Origin of the sequence: Flammeovirga pacifica, from assembly GCF_000807855.2 — a bacterium.
Classification (GTDB): Bacteria; Bacteroidota; Bacteroidia; order Cytophagales; family Flammeovirgaceae; genus Flammeovirga; species Flammeovirga pacifica.
Genome location: NZ_JRYR02000001.1, coordinates 4,284,450 through 4,305,944, shown reverse-complemented (window position 1 = coordinate 4,305,944; position 21,495 = coordinate 4,284,450). Strand labels below are relative to the sequence as shown.

The following is a 21,495-nucleotide window of genomic DNA, read 5'->3' as shown; positions in this document are numbered from 1 at the left end:
ATTTATCACCAAATAAACATAATTATTTCCAATTCTTCATTAAAAAAAAACATCATGAACAATTCATCAAAAAACAGAATATATTCTAAAAATGAAGACCTTAAAATTCTTTGGCAACCCGAAGTATGTATACACTCTACAAAATGTTTCCAAGCCCTACCTAATGTTTTTAATCCTAATCAAAGACCTTGGGTAAATCTTGAAAAAGCTGAAGCTGATGAAATAATTAAAACGGTAAAAAATTGTCCTTCTGGTGCATTATCTCTACTCAATGAAAAAGAGCAAAATAATAGTGATGCTGTCAAGATTACGGTACTAAAAGATGGCCCTGTATTGATAAAAGGAAGGATAGAAATAGATTTTGCAGGAAATTCAGAAACCATAGAAAATAAACAAATTGCACTTTGTCGTTGTGGAGCATCCAATAATAAGCCCTATTGTGATGGTTCTCATATAAAAGTTGGATTTAAAGCAGATTAGCACCCAATAAAATAAATTCTCAAAATATTGCACTAACCAAAGATTAACACTTGTTTAAACAACGTTATTCACTTATCTTTACAGATAGAAAGAAACCTAATGCAATATTTTTTAGCTGCAGATCTTTAATTATACCTATCGACCCAACTTCGAGGTATAACATTCTTAAAACTGATTTTAATAAACTCTATATATGGCCAATATCAAAAGCCTTACTTTAGAAAACTTTAGGGTTTTCAAGGAAAGTACCACATTTAATTTTTCTCCTATTAATGTATTAACGGGTACCAATAGTAGTGGTAAAAGTTCTTTATTTAAAGCTTTGCTTTTACTTCAAGATAATGGCAAAAAAAATCGGTTAGAAGAATTAGATTTTAGAGGTGCTTATCATAATCTTGGTAATATTGATAAAGCTAGAAATCATGATACAGATCCTTCTAAGCCTATCAGTTTTACCTTAGAGTTTGCTCCTCAACCGGGAATTGCTCCTTTTAAAAAGTTTGAATTAGGTCAAAGAGAAATTTCTATTGCATATGCCGATTTGGATGGTGTTGAAAATTTTTCTGATTTAATGAAAAAGCCCAATTGGAAAAATTGGATGTACTTTTTAAGAGGTGTCTTGATCAACCGTTCTCAGGATATGATACGTCATATTCAACACCTTACTAGATATGGCCATATAGAATCTACAGGGACTATAAAAGCGATACTTCATAAGCTGTTAAACATTGCTTTTGAACATCGCATCACTGTGGATAATATCGAAAAACTTTTTGGTGAAGCAGCTAAAGTGGTGACTCATCTTCAAAATTTAGAAATTCCGATAGATGTTTCTCAGCATATTCCTCCAACCATAGATAGAGCATTCTTTTCTGATATTATCAAAAAAGCATGGTATAAGAAGCATAAGGCTCAAGAACTTATTGGTATCAGAAAACTTACTCATTTAACAGAAGCTAAGCCCACTCCTAAAAGGGATGAAGCCAAAACAAAAAAGCACAATGAGCGTTGGAAGAAAGTTCTTGAAAAGAATAATGTTACAGATGTAGAAGAATTAAAATCTGCTCTTGTTTCTTGGTTAGAAATGGATATACCAATGTCTTCTTTAGTGAGAGATATTTTAAATATCAAAGACAAAGACATTGTTTATTCTGTGAAACCTGTTGGTGTAAATACTACAGAACGTTTATTCTTAGAATTAAAATACGATAGTATTGAGGGTAAACTATGTAATATTAGCCTATCTTATTCTGAACGTTTTACAGGAAAGAGAAAATTACTATATACTCCATTAAGTAATGGTGCTTTGCATTATGTAGGTAGTGAAAATGGTAACTCCTATTTATTAGCTGCAGGACAAAGAGGTGAATACCATAAAACTGATGGAGAAATACCAGTTTTTACAAGTTTCATAGATATTCAAAATTTATATGAATATGGAGCTTCACTTCATCTTAATGAACCCATCAAAAAATATTTTAGTATTGATAGAAAAGTACTAAAAGAAAAAACGGGTTGGGATGATGAAAATAAAATTGATGCCATAGAAGAAGTTATTCATAAAAGAGTACTCCTATTATTAGGTACTCGTTTGAATGCTTTTATGACTGAGCATCAATATAAAATCAAAAAAATAAATCTTTTTACTTCTAGTCAACTGATAAAATTCTTTGCAGAAAGAAAAGAAGATGGAAGCGGTTTTAAAATTGCCTCACTAGGTTTTCTCCTTAGAGATGTTCCTTTATTAAATAATGATGATAGAAGAATGTTAGCCACTTCTCCATCAGAAAATAATATGGAAGATTTGGATCAACTACCTGAATTACCTCTTACCTCTCAAGAGTTACATCAACTATTTGAAATCAATGTTGATGAAGTATTTGAGAAAAATTTCCTCACTCTTATTGAAGAGGGAATGCAAGGTATAAAACATATTTTCAAAACTTGTGGGAAGCTTTTCAACTTTGGCTTGTTAGAAGCACAAAGAGGAAGTACAAAACGAATTATGTTGCATACGGAATCTAGTATTCTTAGCCAGCTATTATTTGAGTTTGGAAAAAACGCAGATCAGAAAGCAAAAGATTTTGTCAATAACTGGATTCGTGAATTTGAAATTGGCAACGAGATCGTCATTAATTCGGTCAAAGGAATTGCCTCTGATGTGGTCATCATAGATAAAAAGGGACATGAACTAGATTTAGCTGATATGGGATATGGTATTTCTCAACTTTTACCAATACTCCTTAAAATTGCTTTAAATGATCATCGTTCTTTACTTATTGAAGAGCCGGAGACCAATCTTCACCCGAAGATGCAATCTAAACTGGCAGATTTAATCATTGATGCAAGTTACCGCTATCAAACCAGTTTCCTACTGGAAACCCATTCAGAATATTTAATTAGAAAACTACAATATTGGACTGCAAAACGTAAAATAACCCCTTACGAGTCCAAAGTATACTACTTATATAACCCAGAGAAAGTCCCTGAGGGGAAACCTCAAGTGCAACTGCTCAATATTCAGCAAGACGGCGAGTTAGACAACGAGTTCGGAGAAGGATTCTTCGATGAGGCCGACAATATTGCTATTGAGCTCTTCCACTTAAAACAGATTTAAAAAGGATTAGCTGTTTGATAAACTTTTAATCCAAAATGAAATTAACATGGAAAGAATAACAACCTACGCAAATATAAATTCATTGACTGCTTTTTTTGCAAAAAGACCCTCAATCGAAGACGAATTAGATGATATAGAATGGAGCCGTTCTTGGATGGACTTTTATTCATTCATCAATAAACAAGCTGATTTAAGATTAGATGTGGATCCTACTCAATTATCTATGATGAGTAAGACCAACCCTTATATCAAAAAAATGTTGAAGAATGCCTCATCAGGTGGTTCTTCTTTAAGATGTGAAAAAGAAGCTTTTGATCATCTTGATAAAGTGAGTGAGCATACAATGCCTCAAACAATGTTCTTCTTAGATAAGAGTAACTCAGAGTGCGAAGAAATAGAAAATCAATACGGTTTAATCACTTTAAACCCTAGTAGAATACGCTATAAAGCTGGATTTATGTTCAATTGGTCACTTTATAATGTTACGAAAGATAGAGGTGCCGTTAAACGATTCGAAAAATGGAGTCAGTTAGAACGTTTCCGTCATCCTCATAATTCTATGGTAGTAATTGACAACTACTTATTGAAAGACTTGGGAGAAATGGAAGAGAACTTGATTCCAATGTTGGACGCTTTACTTCCTGAAAAGCTAGAAGCTACCACCTATCAATTAACTCTTATAGGTGTAGATTTAAGAGATAAACCTGCTTCTATGAAGAAATATGTAGAATGGGAGCTTAAGAATAAATTAAAACGCCCTTACGAAATTGAGGTTTGCATTGTTAAAACGGAAAGTAATAAAAATCATGATAGAAATATCATCACTAATTACCTTTGGTTGCACTCAGGCCACTCCTTTACTTATGTAAGAAGACAACAGATTAGTAAAAACACTAACCTAATGTTGTTCCCTATCTTTTATCAACAAAAAGATTTCCAATCGTACTACGAGGAAGATCCTCCAACAGAAACAAAAAGTTCTGTTTGGGAAGCGGTTAATCAGCGCTTAAGAGAAGCTCGTTATATTTTAAAAACGGCAAGTCAAACGCCTAATGCTGTAGGTGGTGAGTTAAAAAATAGTATTCTTGTAGGTAAAAAACCAGGACAAATGGTATATTCGTCCTAATTTACACTTACTAGAATTATTACATTTATTGTTTCTCATGATGAATAATTATTCATTGTAACCTATTGTTTTCATGAAGGTTACTTACTATGAATTTTTATTTTAGATCAACAGATGTAGGAAACTCAGCACAATGGAAAAAATAAATTATCACAACAAACGATTTAGGGCGGTCATGAATTCTGACAATGGAGAAGTTGATGATCAAACCTTCTTTCATTACCGACAAGGTGGTGATGTAATTTGGGCTACTTACCATGGACCAAATATTAGAATGGGTACTTTAACCGGAATCGTTAATGAGGATGGCACTTTAGAATTTAATTATCAACATGTCAACCTTGATAAAAAAATTATGACTGGATTTTGTAAATCTACCCCTTCTTTTGATTCTGATGGAACAATACGTTTAAAAGAAGAATGGCAATGGACCAATGGTGATTTATCAAAAGGTACATCAGAAATTGTGGAACTGGTTGAAAAAGACAATTTTAAACCAATCATATAGTAATTGATCTATTGATGTATAGTTAAAAATTATACATCAATAGATTTTTTCATTAAGGAAAAGGTTCACTTTTTAATTTGAATTGTGTTTATTGCGATATCAAAAAAGTGATCTAGCTCATCAAAAAGGCTTTTATCACCTTATCCAACTTGTAACATAATCTTTAAACATAAAAACATTACTCAAAATGGCATTCGAATTACCAAAATTACCGTACGCTTACGACGCTTTAGAACCACACTTCGACGCTCGTACAATGGAAATTCATCACTCTAAGCACCACGCTGCATATACTTCAAAGTTAAATGCTGCAATCGAAGGTACTGCAGATGCTGATAAGTCTATCGAAGATTTATTATCTGCTGATAACCTTTCTGGTGGTGTAAGAAACAATGGTGGTGGATTCTACAACCATAACTTATTCTGGACAATTTTATCTCCAAACGGTGGTGGTGCTCCAACAGGTGACCTTGCTGCTGCTATTGATGCTGCATTTGGTTCATTTGATAAATTCAAAGAAGAATTTGCTAACGCTGCTGCTACTCGTTTCGGTTCTGGTTGGGCATGGCTTTGTGTAAAAGACGGTGCTGTATCTGTTTGTTCAACAGCTAACCAAGACAACCCTCTAATGAAAGGTGAATGTGGTGGAACTCCAATTCTTGGTCTTGATGTTTGGGAGCACGCTTACTACTTAAACTACCAAAACCGTCGTCCAGATTACATTTCTGCATTCTGGAGCGTTGTAAACTGGGAAGAAGTTTCTAAACGTTTTGCAGCTGCAAAATAATTTAGTTTAAAAATATTCCATTAATTGAAAAGGCCATTTCATAATGATAATGAAATGGCCTTTTTTTATTACAGTCCCATTACAAATTCTCTTAAGTTATCTTCTCCTGTAAGGTCCATTTTCTTTTTAATTCTATAGAGTGTTTTCTTTACAGCTTCAGGGCTCATATTGGATACTATAGCAATTTCTTTTCTTTCCATCCCTACTCTTAAATAGGCACAAATTTTTTGATCTCTTTGGGTTAATTGAGGAAATCGTGTTTTTAGGAGTTCAAAAAACCTTGGGTGAACTCTTTCAAATTGATAAGTGAATTCTGACCAACTATCATCACTCAGATTCATTTTTATCGTCTTTTTAATATCTTTAATATCGGGTATTACTTCATCGTTTACCTTTCCTGAGAGATCTCCAATTTGATTATTTAATTGATCTAACAATGTATTTCGCTCATGGGATAACATGGTGATTGTAGTCAATTCTCTTTCTTTTAATGAGAGTGTTTCTTCAGCAAGTTCTTTCTCTGATTCTCTCAATTGATTAATTTCATTATTCTTCTTTAAGAGCTCTTTGTTTGTTCGTTTTCTTATTTTGAAAGAACGATAAACAACTAGTAATATCCCGAAAAATAGAAGGGCAATAAGGATAAATACATATTTGACAAGTCTCTCATTTTCCAATTGACTTTGAAAAAGTGCTCGATCTTGTTCCTGCTTCAACTCAAAACGCTCTTTCTCGTAGGTTAATTTGGTGTTGTACTCAATTCTTGCCACTTCATTCGCTCTCTCTTGAATAAAGCTTTCTGATTTTTTCCTATCCAGTAATTCTAAATAATGCAATGCTTCTTTATAAGATCCGAATGTTTTATTCAAGTCATACATTATCTTGTAATAAGACATTTCTATCCCTTCAGATAAACTTCCATTTGAAATTTCATAGGCCTTTTCTGCATACTTTTTTGCCTTTTGATATTCTTTTTGCTGATAAAAAATATTAGCTAATGCTAATGTAGAATTGGCGTTCATTCCTTTATATTTTCCTTTAGAAAGAGATAAAGAACGATTATAATAATTCACCGCTTCTTCTAAATTTCCTTTTTGCTTATAATACAAACCAGATAAATGATATCCATTAATTATTCCTTTAACATACCCTGCTGTTTTTAAATGAACAATTCCTTCCTTTATATAGGTATAACCACTATCTAATTCTCCTAAAGCAAAATAAATTTCACCAATACTTAAGTTAGTTTGCCCTAAACGTTTTACATCTTTTATCTTTTCATAGTATTGCAATGATTCCATCAATAGTCTCTTTGCTTTTGAATAATCTCGAATTGATTTATAACTACTTGCTATAATTCTGTTTGTATAATATACCATGCTATTTTGATCAAAATCTTCAAAAATTTGACGAGCTTGGTTTAATTCTTTTAACCCTTTAATTGGTTTATGATTATCTATGAGCAGTATTCCATGACTTAATGAATGATAGGCTATACCTAAAGTATCCTTTGCTAGTATTGCCATCTTTGTCGCTTCACTTAGGTAATACATTGCAGAATCAATTTGTTTCAATTCTTTATAAATTATGGATAGGTTTCCATAGTTAAATGATCCTCCTTGAGCATTGTTATATTTCTTATAGATTTTTAAACTAAGAAAATGGGCTTGTTTTGCCTTTTCTACCTCTCCATTATTCATGTAATCAATTCCCAGATCATTAATAGCTTTTGCTTGGATAAGTGCTATTTCAGAAGTTAAGCTTTCATGTGATATATTCAATAATTCCTCAAATGATTTAATAGCATTTTTATGATCTGATTTTTGGGAGTACAACTCACCTTCTGTAGCATAAAATAATACTTTTTCAGAGGCTGTACTTTGTGTTCCAATATGTGATCTAACATTGTTTAGACCCAAAGAAACTTGTTCTGTTTTGTTATTTCCTAGTAGTGTATTTAGTTCCCATAGTTTATTTATTAATAAACTATCTGCTTTATCAGCCGACATAACAACTAATGGAAAATGAGTAATAAAAAGTAAAGCAGTAATTAAGAATAACTTTGAAGTAGAATGCATATAGATAGGTGTATTAAAGTCATCGAAATAGTAATATCAATCTAAATATTTTTACTGATCTTTAAAAAAAAAGCTTCTTTTTTCTGCTTGTCCCCCCATTGTCCCCCCTGTTTTTGAGGTTTACAGATAACAAATCTACACATTTGTATAAGTCATCTAAAAAGATCGATTAATAATTTAATTGGTTTTATAACACGCTACTTTATTTGTTTAACATTAAAATTTAAAATATTTCTTTCACTGAAACTAAAGTAATTTACTACTTAGACACAGATACTTTTTACTAATTCAATTGTTTACATATTAATTCTATTTACACGGGTTTATTTTATTAGAGCGCAGACAGATTTACTCATATTTTGTTATGAGTAATTATAAACTATTCAACATTCAAACTGTATAACTAGTCGTTTAATTATGACAGTTATTTATGACTACTTTTTTAAAACACTATTTATTTAGTGCTAGTTAAGGTTAAAAATACTGGGGGGAATTACCCTCAGTATTTACTTTAAACATTCTGAAAAAAATTAAAATCCCCAACTCAACAGAAATTAGAATAACACAATTTTCTAAATGTTAAATTATTTGGTTCATGATGTAAAATAAGGTTATAATTTTTTTATGCTATTATTTATTGCTACGCATCTACTTTATTTTTTATTCCTACTACAAAAAAAAGGGAAGTAATATGTTTTTCACATTACTTCCCTAATTGTTTTTATAAAATAGTATACTTATTAAATAGACTCTTATATCATCCGTGTAATAGTATATTAATGATCTCTATTTAAAAGATAGACACCAAACTCTCTTAAAAGTTGTTTCTTTTCTTCAGGAAGATCTAACTTATCTAATGCAGCAAAGCCTTTGTCAAAATATTCATTCGACCTAGCTGTAGCTAAATCTTTAATACCTAATCTATTATAAATATTAGTGACTGCATTCACCTTTTCTACCTTATCAAATTCTTTGGCATTAATCCAGGTATTAAGTTCTTCAGCATCTGCTCCTTTAGCTTCTTGCAAGGCATGTATCAACATCAATGTCTTTTTATTAGAAATAATATCTCCACCTACTTGCTTACCAAATTTTTCAGGATCTGCATAAACATCAAGAATATCATCTTTCAACTGAAAGCCTAATCCTACATTTACACCATATTCCTCTACAACTTTCGATTGTTCATCCGTAGCACCACCAATTAATGCACCTAAACGGAGAGCAAAGCCTATTAAAACAGCCGTTTTAAGACGAATCATTTCAATATACTCATCTTCACCAACTGTCTCACGGTCCTCAAAGTCCATATCGAATTGCTGACCTTCACATACTTCTGCTGCACATTTATTGAATAACTCAATGGCTTGTCGAAGTATTTTATCATCTACTTGCATGATATATTCGTAGGCCTTCACCAACATGACATCACCGGATAAAATAGCAACATTCGGATTCCACTTTTCGTGAACAGTTACTTTTCCTCTTCTTAGAGGAGCTTCATCCATAATATCATCATGCATAAGTGTAAAGTTGTGGAAAATTTCCACTCCCATAGCAGCTGGTAATGCTTTTTCAAAATCTTTATCAAAAAGATAACAACCCAATAATGTTAACGCTGGACGTAATCTTTTTCCTCCAATTTTAAGGATGTATCGTAAAGGTTCATACAATGTTTCAGGTGCTTCACCAAAACGTTGTTCTTCTAGTTTATTTGCAAGTAATTGACCTGCCTCTTTTAAATCGAATGAAGTCATTGTTTTATTTTATCAGTTAGCAAGCCAACTTTTCTACAACTTTCTTAAAAAGAATATGTTTTAAAGATTACCAATTTCTGCTGCTCAATGATAAACGAGCCATACTTAAGGCAATAATTATTAGACTACAAAAATATAGGATATCTCGAGAATCTATCAATCCCCTACTCAAAGATCTGTAATGAAAATCTACGCCCCACAAACCAATACTGTAAGCGTAATCTTGTAATGCTGGTATTGACGCTATTGAAGAAATACCATCATAACATGCAAAACATATCACTACAGCTACAATAAAAGAGATGATCTGGCTAGATGTAATTGAAGAAGCGAAAGTGCCTATTGCAGCAAAACCGCCTGCTAATAAAGCTAATCCTAAATAAGAACCTAACACTCCTGCTGTATCAATATTGCCCTTTGGAGCTCCTAAATTATACACAGAATAATAATAGACAAACGTTGGTATTAAGGCTATTAATGCAGTGGCCCATGCAGCCAAAAACTTACCTACAACTATCTGTGTATCAGTAATCGGTCTAGTGAACAGTAATTCTAATGTACCTGTTTTTTTTTCTTCTGCTAAACCACGCATTGTAATAGCAGGAAGCAAAAACATAAACACATAAGGTGCTATATTAAATAATGTGTCTAAGGAAGCGTAACTCCCTTCTAAAATACTTGTTTGCGGAAATACCCAAACAAATAACCCCATCATTACTAAAAAGACGGAAACGACCAAATACCCTAATACAGCACTAAAAAAGCTACTAAGTTCTCTTGAAAAAATTTGCCACATATTCTATTCAATTTCTAGTAAGGTGTTGCACCTTGAAAAATATTAGATAAGTTGGATGGGATAATGTTCCCTCTAAATTTAATTTCTATATTTTCTGTTTGAGATCGTACTGATGCATCTGCCCAATTATCTCCTCCGTTTAGATTTATTCTAACTCTTGCTTGCATCATAGACCCTTGTACATTAAAATCCATGCTTAAACCTCCATGCTCGTTTTCAGTGATTTTCAAATCTGATATTTTACCATCAAGTGTGATACCTCCAACACCATTATAGCCTACAATACCATCAAAACCCAACTGTACGACACATGTATTTTTATTCATTTTGATAAAATTAATGTTGTTCGTTACCTGAGCAACATTTCCATATCTATCAAATACTTGATTTGCTTCTAAGACAAATTCTTGATCGTGCATTGCTTGTTTAGCCATAGCTAATCTCGCTTCCTCTTCAGCTTTTGCTTGCTGCTTTTCTAATTGCTTTGCCTTTTTTCTTTCTTCTTTTGCTTGTTTTCTAGCTAATTTACGTTGTTCTTTTTCTGTTAAGTTTTTTTCAGTAGGTTCCTGAGCATAAACATTAAAAGTACCAACAAATAGAACAAACAAAAGTAAAGAAAGTGATTTACCTATTAAATTTCTCATGGTTAATATAATTAGTATAAAAAATAAACAGCCTTAAAACAATTAATAAAATTAAGTAGCCCTTTTATTTTGTAAGAAAATTCTGAAAAAATTAATTAATAATTATCACAAATATAACTCTTTCCTCCTCCTTACGTTATTAATTATTTATTTTTTATCATTCTTGACTATATTTAAATTATATTATTCATTCGATCAAATAAGATACCATGAAAAATAATAGAGAACACGTTCTAAAAGTAGCCACTAAATTAATATCAGAAAGAGGATTTGATGGAGCCTCTACAAGAGAAATAGCCCAGACTGCAAAAGTTAGCCAAGGGATGATTAATTATTATTTTGGATCAAAAGAAGCTTTACTAAAAGAAATAATTGCCGATTATCAAGAGCAAATTATCAGTACTAAAAAAAATATAGTAAGCTCTAATTTAGAAGGACTAGACTTTTTAAATCTCGCAAGTAGAAAGTTCTTTGAATTGGGCCTAAAAAATAGAGACTTAGCACGTATCTTAATGGTAGAAGAAATGTTAGGTTTTAGAAAAGAGGTTATTTCACAAAGTGATGAAGTTGGAGTAACTATTAGTAATATTTTCAGAAACACTATTGAAAATGGAAAAAAACAAGGAATTTTTGATATAAACGCTGATTCTGAATTAATAGCCTCTTTTTTAATTAACTTGTTAAACGATTACATCATTAGAGAAGAAAGAGTCTTCTTTACTGAGAAAAGAGAAACTTATTTAGCAGATACTCAAGAAAGACTGCTTAATTTTTGTACCGATTATTTAAAGACGATGCTTCAACCAAAATAAAAAATTAAGATGCTGAAGAAAGAAAAAGAAAATGTAATCATTTCTAAAAGTTGGCTCAATAGAATTACTCGATTGGCTGATATTATCTTTGCTACTTCTATGACTATGCTTTTATTAGCCATTGATTTACCAAGGGTTGAAGATATTAGTTCCAATACCGAATTGATAAAGGGTTTTTCTAATCAACTTCCTATTCTAGGCATCTTTTTATCCACTTTTGTTTTATTAGCAGTGTATTGGCTAAAACATACAGCTACTACTCGATTAATGAAAGGAGCAGATACAATGTATATGTGGTTGGATCTTTTAATGCTCGCTTTTGTTGCATTACTCCCTTTTTCAAATAGTTTAGCAACAGCTTTTCCAGAGTATTATATAGCTCAATCGGCTTACTGTATCAACGTATTTGTGATTGGTTCTATTTCGTTTTATGCATGGAGACATGCAAGTAAAAATGATCATTTGCTTAAAGAACATATCGAACCAAAAGAAGCAGAAGAAATTAGTAGTGATAGTTGGATGGAACCTTTAATTGCTATTATCTCATTAGTATTTGGTTATTTCTTTGTGGAGTACACTCAACTTCCTTTTATTTTAGTGCCTATCATCTATGGATTGAGAACAAAATGGGTAGAAAAAAGAAAGAAAGCACACTAATTGCTAAATAAACTAAGAATAAAAACGTTTTAACTAAAAGCATTTATTTTTTAATTATACTAACAATGGCACAAGTCATCTCTATCAGTAATCATAAAGGAGGAGTAGGAAAAACCACTTCAGTCGTGAATTTGGGTGCAGCTTTGCATCAAATGGGAAAACGCGTATTGATGGTAGATATGGATCCTCAAGCAAATTTAAGTCAATCACTAGGTGTTTTTGAACCAGAAAAATCTGTGTATTCTTTATTAAGAGGATTTTGCAACATTGATGAAGCAATGCAAGAACTCGAACTTGATTTATATTTAATCCCTTCAGAATTAGACCTTTCAGGAGCTGAGTTAGAATTAAGTATGGAAGCTGGTCGAGAGTTTATTTTAAAAGATCATCTAGAACAAGTTAAAGAAAAATTTGACTATATATTAATTGATTGTCCTCCAAGTTTAGGACTCTTGACGATCAATGCTTTTACCGCTTCAACTCAAGTTTTCTTCCCTCTTCAAGCGCAGTTTTTGGCTACTCAAGGTTTAGTAAAACTTCAAGAAGTAATCGCCAAAGTACAACAACGATTGAATAAAGATTTAAAAGTTGGAGGTGTTTTCATTACACAGTTTGATAAACGTAAAATCCTAAACAGAAATGTAAGAGAGGCTATTCAAAAACATTTTGGAGATGCTTTATTCAACACAGTTATTCGTGATAATGTAGCACTTGCAGAAGCTCCATCAAAACAAACAAATATCTTCAGATACAATTCTAAGAGTAATGGAGCGTTAGATTATTGGGAGCTTGCGAATGAAGTAGCTCAAAGACTACCTTAATTTTATTATAATTTCTCTAAATACATGGCAAAGAAAAATTTCTCCGGAGGATTAGACTCTCTACTAGGTGGGTCTCCTTTATCAAACAATACATCAGCAGAAAAAAAAGTTCAAGTAGAACAAGATTCTACTCCTGTTTCTTCTAAAGTGATACCCACAACTGCTTCTCAATTAAATGCATTAACTGATCAGCAGAAAAGTAAAATTAAAGCACTTGCAAACAAAGAAGGACGATCAGAAAATGAGATTATTCGTGAAGCTATTTCTTTTTACTTGGATTTTCAAGTAGATTTATAGTAGAATAAATCACATTTCAATGAAAAACTATATACTAACACTGCTTATATTATTTTATACCTTATTCACCCATGCTCAAAACATAGGAATTGTCCCTAGTGACGATATACCCATTTCTAAGAATGCCGTTCAATTAAAGAATCCTTTCTTTGGAGGACTAAATGCTCCTCAGTTTTATAATCTTGATTTAAACTTAAATGGAGAATCAGATTTAGTAATTTTTGATCGCACTTCTAGAAAAGTATATACTTTCTTATGGAATCAAGGTTGGGAGTATGCTCCTGAATTTGAAAACATTTTCCCTCAGAATATCCGCTTTTGGATGCAACTTATCGATTTCAATGACGATGGCTCTAAAGATTTAATCATAGGTGAAGAAGGAGGTATCTATCTCTACAAGAATATATCAACTCAAAATCAAGTTATTTTTGAGGTTACTCCACAACAATTAAACACAACCACATTTTCTGGCAACCCCACTCCATTATCAGCTTCTCTATCAGACACTCCTGCCATTGTAGACATTAATGGAGACGGTCAAAAAGATTTTATCACTTTTGTTCCTGGCCTCGGTGGAACTATAGAAGCACATCTTTTTCAAGAAGAGGTAGATGGTGTTCCTAGCTTTAAAAAAACAACCAACTTTTGGGGTAGTTTTCAAGAATGTGGAGATTGTGCAACCTATGTTTTTGACAATGAACAATGCCCGTCTGGTAATAGAATTATGCACTTAGGTTCTTCCATCACTTTATTTGATATTAATGGAAATGGATTAAATGATCTTATTATTGGTGAAAAGAGTTGCAATAACTTGGTATTTCTACCCAATAAAGGCACTACTACTGAAGCTGTATTTGATGAGTACATTATCAATTTCCCACAAAATATGCCCATCGATTTCCCCGACTTCCCTGCTGCATATTTTATTGATACAAATAATGATCAGTTGCAAGATATGATCGTTGCTCCTAACATAGATGTAAATGATTTATACAAAACAGATTTTTCAAAATACATCTGGAGGTATCAAAATACAGGTACTAAAACGTCTCCTATTTGGACCTTACAAGAAGATGATTTTCTTCAAAATACAGGTATTGATGTTGGTCAACGTTCAAGAGTCACACTTTATGATGTTAATGGAGATGGAGCACAAGACCTATTAATTGGTTATAGAAATAGTTATGATGAAAATAATCAGCCTCAAGGCGGTGGTATTACTTATTTAAAAAATACAGGTAGTAACACCTCACCAGCTTTTGAATGGGTGACAGACAATTATTTAAATATAACGGAATGGGGTAAAGTTGATATCTACCCACAGGTGATAGATTGGAATGGCGATGGAGAACTCAATTTATTAATTTCAAGCGTTGTTCCAAACAGTAATCAAGGAGGTGTTTATTTATTTGACATCAATACACCTTATTCAGAAAGTGCATCACCAACATTAATCTATGAACACAGACCTGATGATGTGGTTTATTTTACAGATATAAATGATGATGGAAAAGCAGATATACTACATGGTAAGTATAGTGGACAATTAGAATACCATCAACAAAATAATGATGGTACATTCTCATTGGTCGAGGAAAGTTACCTTGGTGTTGGCGCTGATTTATTAAGAAAATATCCATCAGCATTCGTAGAAGATTTAGATAACGATGGTAATGAAGATCTTTTATTATGGGATGATTCTGGTACACCCCGAATCTGGAGGAACTTTAAAAGTGCTAATCCTGACTATCAAGGCAGAGCATTTTTTTCTAATACTGATAACGAATTTATTAGCTACACCTATGGAAATAGATTAAATAGTGTATTACTTAATAACTATTTGATTACAAGTTCTGAAAGTGGCGGTCTTACCCTAGGTAGCTTAGATAATTACAATCAACCTACATCAATTTCCAAAGTTGATAAAACAATAGATTTCATTAAAGTTTATCCAAACCCCGCTACATTTTCTGTCACAATTAAAAACATAGGAAAATCCCCTACAACACTTTCCATATTTAATAATTTAGGACAAGTGATGTACGTAATAGATTTAAAAATAGACGACAATAAAAAGATTGACACCCACGAATGGCCTCGTGGTATGTATTTCATTAAGGCAGCAAATAGCAATAATAGTATTCAAACAAAAAGGTTGATACTACAATAGTAAAAAGCAAATAATTATACTTTAGTTCAATTATGAACAGCATCTATTTGAACGAAGCAAGTAAGCTACGTCAAATTTCAAGATACCTTTGAATGTTTTAATAAAAACATCAGACGTATTTATTGGTCCATCATAATTTGAACCAATTTCAGTAATAACATTAGTCAGGTATTCTACAGAAAGTTGTTCTATTTCCTCTTCTGAAGTAATTCCTTGATCATTAATTAAATGATCGGCAATTGTTAGACTCAAGTGTTTTTCTCTTTTTGAAAATTCTAACATAAGCATTTTATTTATGTTGATGTTGATCTTGAACAAGATGCTTTCTCAATAAATAAAGAGCAGTAGGCAACAATTCGTTTACTCTATCTTGCACCTCTATAATATCAATCACTTCCTGATCAATGTATTTATCTGTATAAAAAGATTTAGGAGGGTTGTAAAGAGAATCTATAATTGTATGAAATTCTTCTTCGTCTACCTCACCTTTTCCACTTAAATAAGCTGCATTTACCATTAAAGTTGATAATGTATGCGCTTGTTGAGTGTTATAGCCATAATAACTAGAATACAAAACGAATTCTAGTACCTCTGGTAATTGTGTAGTTTCCACAGGAAGTTTATTACAAAACTTTCTCAAAGTGGAAATTAAATCCAAAGTATCTATAAGTACACATCCATCTTCAATTTGCACTGGGAACATCATCGACATGGCGTACCTGGTTTCTTGAATAAGGATGCTTTTTTCTTCTTCGACAAAAAACAACGTAATGAAAATCTGATCTGGATCTCCTTTTACTTGAAATTCCTCTGGGCCCTCTATAGCTTCCCACATACATCCAAGTACTCTCGCCCCTTCCTTAAAAAATCGTGGTAAACGCATAAATTTACACTCATGATTTTCAAGGTATTCTTCAAGTGTCACCTTAGAATTCGTCATTTTAATACTTACGTTGGTTTAATTGTTTATTAGAGCAATTTTTAAATTTAATCCATTAATAAAATGATAGTTTATCAATAAATTAAATCCAAAGAGATACTCTTATTCCAAAAATACAATTGAAAGTTCTTTGAATCTGTATTTTCAGCTTAAAATCATGAAATAATATAATCAATACTTCATTAAAAACACAAAAAAAGAGTAAATGTTCTTTCTTTTTGTTTAAAAAAAGAACATTTACTCTTTTTCAATCACTAAATCAGCAATTATTATTCTTAATTTAATGATTTCATTTTAAGCTGAGTACGTACATTATCCCACTCAAATGATAGGTACATTGAGTTTTTTTCATCACCAATGGAAACATCAATTAAGAAACTTTCTATTTCTTTTTTTAAGTGCTCAACTGGTACAATTACTTTCAAAACATCGTCTTCTACTACACGACTGGCTTTACCTCCAAAACTAACTCCCCAATTATTTAATTCCTTATTAAAAATTACTGTCCAAGAGTCCGATTCAGGAATGGTCCATAAGGTATACTTTCCTTTAGGTAAAATTTCACCATTAATCTCTAGATCTTTATTTGTATTAAATATCGTTGGTTCATTGGCTCCTGTTCTCCATACATGACCATAGGGTACTAAATTCCCAAAAATCACTCTCCCTTTTTTATAAGGAGATGAGTAATTAATTTTAATATATGTACCATTTTCCTTAAAGACTTCTTCTACTTGAGGACTATGTTTTTTTGTCTGAGTGATCATCACTTCTTTAAAAACAAACCCTGCCACTACAAGTCCTATTACTATTAAACAAATAGTTAAAAATGCTTTTCTCATTAGAGTTAGTGTTATTATCGAATGTGTCTAATTATTAAAGTGTATGAATATTTTTAATTTTTCAATTAAAAATACTGTAGAGAGCAATACTCAAAAATTATACTATTTTTTAATTTTATTGAATTAGCAGATTATTCAAAATAAGTTCTTACTAATTCTTCTGCTGTTTCCATCGCTCCATGTACTGTTGCGGCATGTCCTTGATCGTTTAACGCTTCTCCAATAAAAAATACTTTATTTTCTATCGGCTGCTTTAAATCTTTACGGTATTTCAAACTATCTTTCTTTGAGTAAGAATAAGTACCATGAAAATAAGGATCTGAAGTCCAATCTTTGCCATAATGACTCTTGTAATGCATCATAACATTTACGTCTGGATACATTTCATCTAATTCGTTCAGTACTATTTCTGCCACTTCTTCATCTTCCATTTGATTAAAATCTTTGGCTGCATCTGCTGTAATATAAGCACAGATACATTTAGGTTGAGCAGGACGAATTAGATAAAGTGGACATTTTTTCCCTCCGATAATCTCACTTGTATCAGGCTCCCAAAATGGCTTTTCAAATTCGATAAAAAGTTTTCTACCTTTTCCGAACCCTAATTTTTGTATCGCCTTTTTATGTAATGATGGCAAAGGAGGAGTAAAATTAATTTTCTCCTTTTTAAGTACTCCTAAAGACGCCGTCACGATCACTTTATCAAATTGGTTAACACTTCCGTCTCTAGACAATAGCATCACCTGATCTTGACTATAATTAATGTCCATAATAGGAGCATTTAAGGTGATACACCCTTTCAGTTTATCTTCGAAAAAATCGATAGCATCACTGTATTTGCCTTGAGAATAAAAGTTTCTAAAACCAGATGTCCAACGCCATTCTTCCTCTGCTAAAGAAGAAGCATGTATCTTATCCGCAGAAGCAGAGTACTCACTTGTTATTCCATCAAGAATTGCTCTTATATGTGAATTATATAGTCCTTTATCTTTTAACGATTGAGTGATAGAACCATTAAAATCTTCTTTATGTAAATTTCCAAAGTAAGTAAACAATGATAAGATTCCATTAGGTAAATCCTCTTTGTTGTCTAAGTCTTGTAATTTTTGATCGAACCATAAATATTCATTTCCATTTATTGGTTCAATTTTATGGTTGAGGTGTGAAAGCATTTCATAGTTTAACGCATTTCTACCATGAATTTCTGCAGCACCGAGCTCAACAAACTTTCTTTTATTTAATCTTGTGTAAGAATATATTCTCCCACCAAGCCTTTGTGAAGCCTCAAATATCATGACTTCATGCCCAAGTTCTTTTAAAATACTTCCAGCGTACAATCCGGAAACCCCTCCACCTACAATTGCAATTTTCATTATATACATTCAGTTTATTGACTCTTGAAATTACAAAATGCAGTATGAAAAAACACTTTTTTTAGACATCTTAAATCAAAATTTATCGTATATTATTAAATAACAATTACTAAAAAACAACTTATGATTAACATTAACAGAACACTAGGCAGTCAAATTATTGGATTCACTTTATCGAATAAAATCAATTTAGATGAGATGGATGAATTAATACAAGCCATCGAAGAGCTGAATGAGAATGGGCCAGTAAAACTATTAGGAGAAGTACACAATATTGAAGGATTTGAAAACTATAAAAAAGTTTTTAAACTACTTAAGGAAAAGTACATGATATCTAAAAAGGTCAATAAATATGCAATTGTTGCCGACTATGAATGGATAAAGCATTTAAGTAGTTTTGCAGATTTTATGGTTGCCTCAATTCCTATTAAAAGTTTTCACCTTAATGAAAGGGATGAAGCTTTAGTATGGCTACTTCAAAATAACGAAGTTTATGAACCTGCTATTATTAGAATACCAACTGATAGTAATGACCTTTTTCTAGCTTATAAACTTAAAGGTAAAATATCGACCCAAGAGTTCACTTCAATAAATAACGACTTCTTCCGTCTATCAGCAGATCGAAAACAGATCAATCTATATTTAGAATTTGAAGATTTTAAAGGGTACACAAATATTAGTGCTATTTGGGATGATCTAAAAACAGGACTCCGATATTATGGTAAGCTCAATAAAGTGGCAATAATTGGCGAAGGAAATTTATGGGCTGATATTTTAACAAGGCTTGGAGATGTATTTACTCCAGGTGTGAATATGGAATACTTTAATTATAATGATAAAGAAAAAGCAAAAACATGGCTTAATATAGCCTAGGGGACATAAATAATATAGAAATAAAAAAATGACATCCTCTTAACCTAAGGGGATGTCATTATTATTTAGTAATACTTATGTTGGAACAATGTTCAATGTGAATAAAAATTGAATTGGTTGAGACTATGGTAAGTCTTTGTCTATTATAATAATAATTAGGTTATTAAATTTTTAAAGTAATTTAAACTTGACTATGCTATTTAATTAAGTATGAAATGAAATTTGTTTATTTCTTTATAATCAACATTACAAATGTAGTACGTATTTCATCACCCTTTTATGTATTTAAACACACTACTGTATTTTTTTACACCATAAAACAACCTGCGAAAAAGCAGGTTTTTATTTTTACACAAAAAAAAGTAGGTCTTATAAAAAGCCTACTAAAGGGGTCAAAAAGAAAGAAATAGTCTAAAAAACTATTATATAAATAGGAAGTAAAAAAGTATAGACAAAAAAAGAACGGCCTCCAATCGGAAGCCGCACTTACCACATACTAACCATAAATGGTTTAAAACCATATATAAACACATATAAACATAAATTCAATGTAATAATTGTGAACGAGTTATGCAACTTTCACAAACTGAAGTAGTTCTTTTAGGTCCTGATCTTCTACAGTTTGTAAACGATCGGCCATTTTCAAGAACTCTTGGTAGGCTCTTTCTAAATCATCATGATCTAGAGTTACCCCTAATTTTTGTATTCTGTAGAACAATGCTGCTCTACCACTTCTTGCAGTTAAAACAATTGACGATTCTGATACACCTACTTCGGCTGGATCAATAATCTCATAATTGTCTCTGTTTTTAATTACACCATCTTGATGTATACCTGAAGAATGAGAAAATGCATTATCACCAACAATAGCTTTGTTAGGCTGAATAGGCATATTCATTGTTTTTGAAACCAAGCGACTGATTTCATAAATTTTTTGAGTGTGAATAGCAGTTTCAAAATCAAGCATACCATGCTTTTTCATGGCCATCACCACTTCTTCCATAGAAGTGTTTCCTGCTCTTTCTCCAATACCATTTACAGTACACTCAATTTGTCTTGCTCCATTTGCTACACCAGACAAAGAATTGGCTGTAGCCATACCTAAGTCGTTATGGCAGTGTGTAGAAATAATAGCTTTATCAATATTCTTAACGTTTTCTTTTAAATATTGAATCTTTGCACCGTACTCTTGAGGAATACAATAGCCTGTGGTGTCGGGAATATTTACTACTGTGGCTCCAGCAGCAATTACCGACTCAATGACTCGCGCTAAATATTCATTATCCGTTCTTCCTGCATCTTCTGCATAAAATTCAACGTCTTCTACATATTTCTTCGCTAACTTCACAGCTTCCGTTCCTCTTTCAAGAACTTGTTCTCGATCTAAACGTAGTTTTGTGAAAATATGTTGATCTGAAGTACCAATACCCGTATGGATTCTTGGTTTTGTAGCAGGCTTTAAAGCTTCTGCAGCTACTTCGATATCTTTTTTAACAGCTCTTGTCAGTCCACAAACTGTAGTATTTCTAATTTCCTTGGCAATACGGTTAACTGCTTCAAAGTCACCAGGACTTGAAATAGGGAAACCGGCTTCAATAATATCAACGCCTAGACCTTCGAGAGCACGAGCAATAAGAAGCTTTTGTTCTGTATCCAAGCGGCATCCTGGCACTTGTTCTCCATCTCTTAAAGTCGTGTCGAAAATATATACTTTATCGCTCATAAGCTGAAACACTTTAGGTGTTTGAATAACTAATAATTAGAATAATACCACATTACAATTGTAATGTATCTTCAAATGTAAATGCTGACACAGAGCATCAAAAATCAAAAAATATACATTTTACGATGTTTAATTTAGTTTTATTGCCAATAGAACGTAAATTTAGGGGAAATTACACATTCAAACGCAAGGAT

At 32.0% G+C, this 21,495-nt stretch carries 20 protein-coding genes; 11 read left to right on the top strand and 9 right to left on the bottom strand.

Annotated features, from left to right (window positions below):
• Window positions 1-54 precede the first annotated feature (54 nt).
• The 5 genes from NH26_RS17060 to NH26_RS17040 all read left to right on the top strand — a co-directional run bounded on the left by NH26_RS17060 (window position 55) and on the right by NH26_RS17040 (window position 5,518).
• Window positions 55-480 (top strand): (4Fe-4S)-binding protein, encoded by a 426-nt coding sequence (locus NH26_RS17060; protein ID WP_044219880.1) that lies wholly within the window; start codon window positions 55-57, stop codon window positions 478-480.
• 193 nt (window positions 481-673) lie between these two features.
• The gene (locus NH26_RS17055) at window positions 674-3,097 is read left to right on the top strand and encodes an AAA family ATPase (protein ID WP_044219877.1); all 2,424 of its coding nucleotides are present in this window, start codon (window positions 674-676) and stop codon (window positions 3,095-3,097) included.
• A gap of 46 nt (window positions 3,098-3,143) precedes the next feature.
• Window positions 3,144-4,223: a hypothetical protein gene (locus NH26_RS17050; RefSeq protein WP_044219874.1), complete on the top strand. Its 1,080-nt coding sequence runs from the start codon at window positions 3,144-3,146 to the stop codon at window positions 4,221-4,223.
• A gap of 175 nt (window positions 4,224-4,398) precedes the next feature.
• Window positions 4,399-4,731 carry a n-acetylglutamate synthase gene (locus NH26_RS17045; protein WP_242427334.1) on the top strand — a complete coding sequence of 111 codons (333 nt, stop codon included), beginning with the start codon at window positions 4,399-4,401 and terminating at the stop codon, window positions 4,729-4,731.
• A 187-nt stretch (window positions 4,732-4,918) separates the two neighbouring features.
• Complete coding sequence (locus NH26_RS17040) at window positions 4,919-5,518, top strand: superoxide dismutase (RefSeq protein ID WP_044219870.1); 600 nt, start codon at window positions 4,919-4,921, stop codon at window positions 5,516-5,518.
• Window positions 5,519-5,586: 68 nt separating this feature from the next.
• On the opposite strand, the gene NH26_RS17035 is transcribed toward NH26_RS17040, so the two are convergent.
• From NH26_RS17035 to NH26_RS17020, 4 genes are all read right to left on the bottom strand, one after another.
• Window positions 5,587-7,596, bottom strand: coding sequence for a tetratricopeptide repeat protein (locus NH26_RS17035; protein WP_044219868.1), 2,010 nt, complete (start codon window positions 7,594-7,596; stop codon window positions 5,587-5,589).
• A gap of 776 nt (window positions 7,597-8,372) precedes the next feature.
• The gene (locus NH26_RS17030; protein ID WP_044219866.1) at window positions 8,373-9,353 is read right to left on the bottom strand and encodes a polyprenyl synthetase family protein; all 981 of its coding nucleotides are present in this window, start codon (window positions 9,351-9,353) and stop codon (window positions 8,373-8,375) included.
• 67 nt (window positions 9,354-9,420) lie between these two features.
• Window positions 9,421-10,149 (bottom strand): gliding motility-associated ABC transporter permease subunit GldF, encoded by a 729-nt coding sequence (gene gldF, locus NH26_RS17025; RefSeq protein WP_044219863.1) that lies wholly within the window; start codon window positions 10,147-10,149, stop codon window positions 9,421-9,423.
• A gap of 14 nt (window positions 10,150-10,163) precedes the next feature.
• On the bottom strand, window positions 10,164-10,793 hold the full coding sequence (locus tag NH26_RS17020; RefSeq protein WP_044219862.1) for a DUF4251 domain-containing protein: 630 nt from the start codon (window positions 10,791-10,793) through the stop codon (window positions 10,164-10,166).
• A 209-nt stretch (window positions 10,794-11,002) separates the two neighbouring features.
• Between NH26_RS17020 and NH26_RS17015 the strand changes: the two genes are divergently transcribed.
• From NH26_RS17015 to NH26_RS16995, 5 genes are all read left to right on the top strand, one after another.
• Entirely contained in the window at window positions 11,003-11,605 is a 603-nt protein-coding gene (locus tag NH26_RS17015; RefSeq protein ID WP_052431842.1) for a TetR/AcrR family transcriptional regulator, read from the top strand.
• Between the two features lie 9 nt (window positions 11,606-11,614).
• Window positions 11,615-12,262, top strand: a complete 648-nt coding sequence (locus tag NH26_RS17010; RefSeq protein WP_044219858.1) for a TMEM175 family protein — start codon at window positions 11,615-11,617, stop codon at window positions 12,260-12,262.
• Between the two features lie 65 nt (window positions 12,263-12,327).
• A complete protein-coding gene (locus NH26_RS17005; protein WP_044219855.1) occupies window positions 12,328-13,083 on the top strand; it encodes a ParA family protein in 756 nt (251 codons plus the stop codon).
• A gap of 24 nt (window positions 13,084-13,107) precedes the next feature.
• Window positions 13,108-13,380, top strand: coding sequence for a CopG family ribbon-helix-helix protein (locus NH26_RS17000; protein ID WP_044219852.1), 273 nt, complete (start codon window positions 13,108-13,110; stop codon window positions 13,378-13,380).
• A gap of 19 nt (window positions 13,381-13,399) precedes the next feature.
• Complete coding sequence (locus NH26_RS16995) at window positions 13,400-15,550, top strand: T9SS type A sorting domain-containing protein (protein ID WP_044219851.1); 2,151 nt, start codon at window positions 13,400-13,402, stop codon at window positions 15,548-15,550.
• Between the two features lie 30 nt (window positions 15,551-15,580).
• Here the strand turns inward: NH26_RS16995 and NH26_RS16990 are convergent, their stop codons facing one another.
• From NH26_RS16990 to NH26_RS16975, 4 genes are all read right to left on the bottom strand, one after another.
• The gene (locus tag NH26_RS16990) at window positions 15,581-15,832 is read right to left on the bottom strand and encodes a hypothetical protein (RefSeq protein WP_139263141.1); all 252 of its coding nucleotides are present in this window, start codon (window positions 15,830-15,832) and stop codon (window positions 15,581-15,583) included.
• Between the two features lie 7 nt (window positions 15,833-15,839).
• Complete coding sequence (locus NH26_RS16985; RefSeq protein ID WP_044219847.1) at window positions 15,840-16,490, bottom strand: hypothetical protein; 651 nt, start codon at window positions 16,488-16,490, stop codon at window positions 15,840-15,842.
• Window positions 16,491-16,765: 275 nt separating this feature from the next.
• Entirely contained in the window at window positions 16,766-17,332 is a 567-nt protein-coding gene (locus NH26_RS16980) for a DUF2911 domain-containing protein (protein ID WP_044219845.1), read from the bottom strand.
• 131 nt (window positions 17,333-17,463) lie between these two features.
• Entirely contained in the window at window positions 17,464-18,705 is a 1,242-nt protein-coding gene (locus NH26_RS16975; RefSeq protein WP_044219844.1) for a flavin monoamine oxidase family protein, read from the bottom strand.
• Between the two features lie 123 nt (window positions 18,706-18,828).
• Between NH26_RS16975 and NH26_RS16970 the strand changes: the two genes are divergently transcribed.
• The gene (locus NH26_RS16970) at window positions 18,829-19,578 is read left to right on the top strand and encodes a SpoIIAA family protein (RefSeq protein ID WP_044219842.1); all 750 of its coding nucleotides are present in this window, start codon (window positions 18,829-18,831) and stop codon (window positions 19,576-19,578) included.
• Window positions 19,579-20,146: 568 nt separating this feature from the next.
• On the opposite strand, the gene NH26_RS16960 is transcribed toward NH26_RS16970, so the two are convergent.
• Window positions 20,147-21,301 (bottom strand): 2-isopropylmalate synthase, encoded by a 1,155-nt coding sequence (locus NH26_RS16960; RefSeq protein WP_084812213.1) that lies wholly within the window; start codon window positions 21,299-21,301, stop codon window positions 20,147-20,149.
• Window positions 21,302-21,495 lie beyond the last annotated feature (194 nt).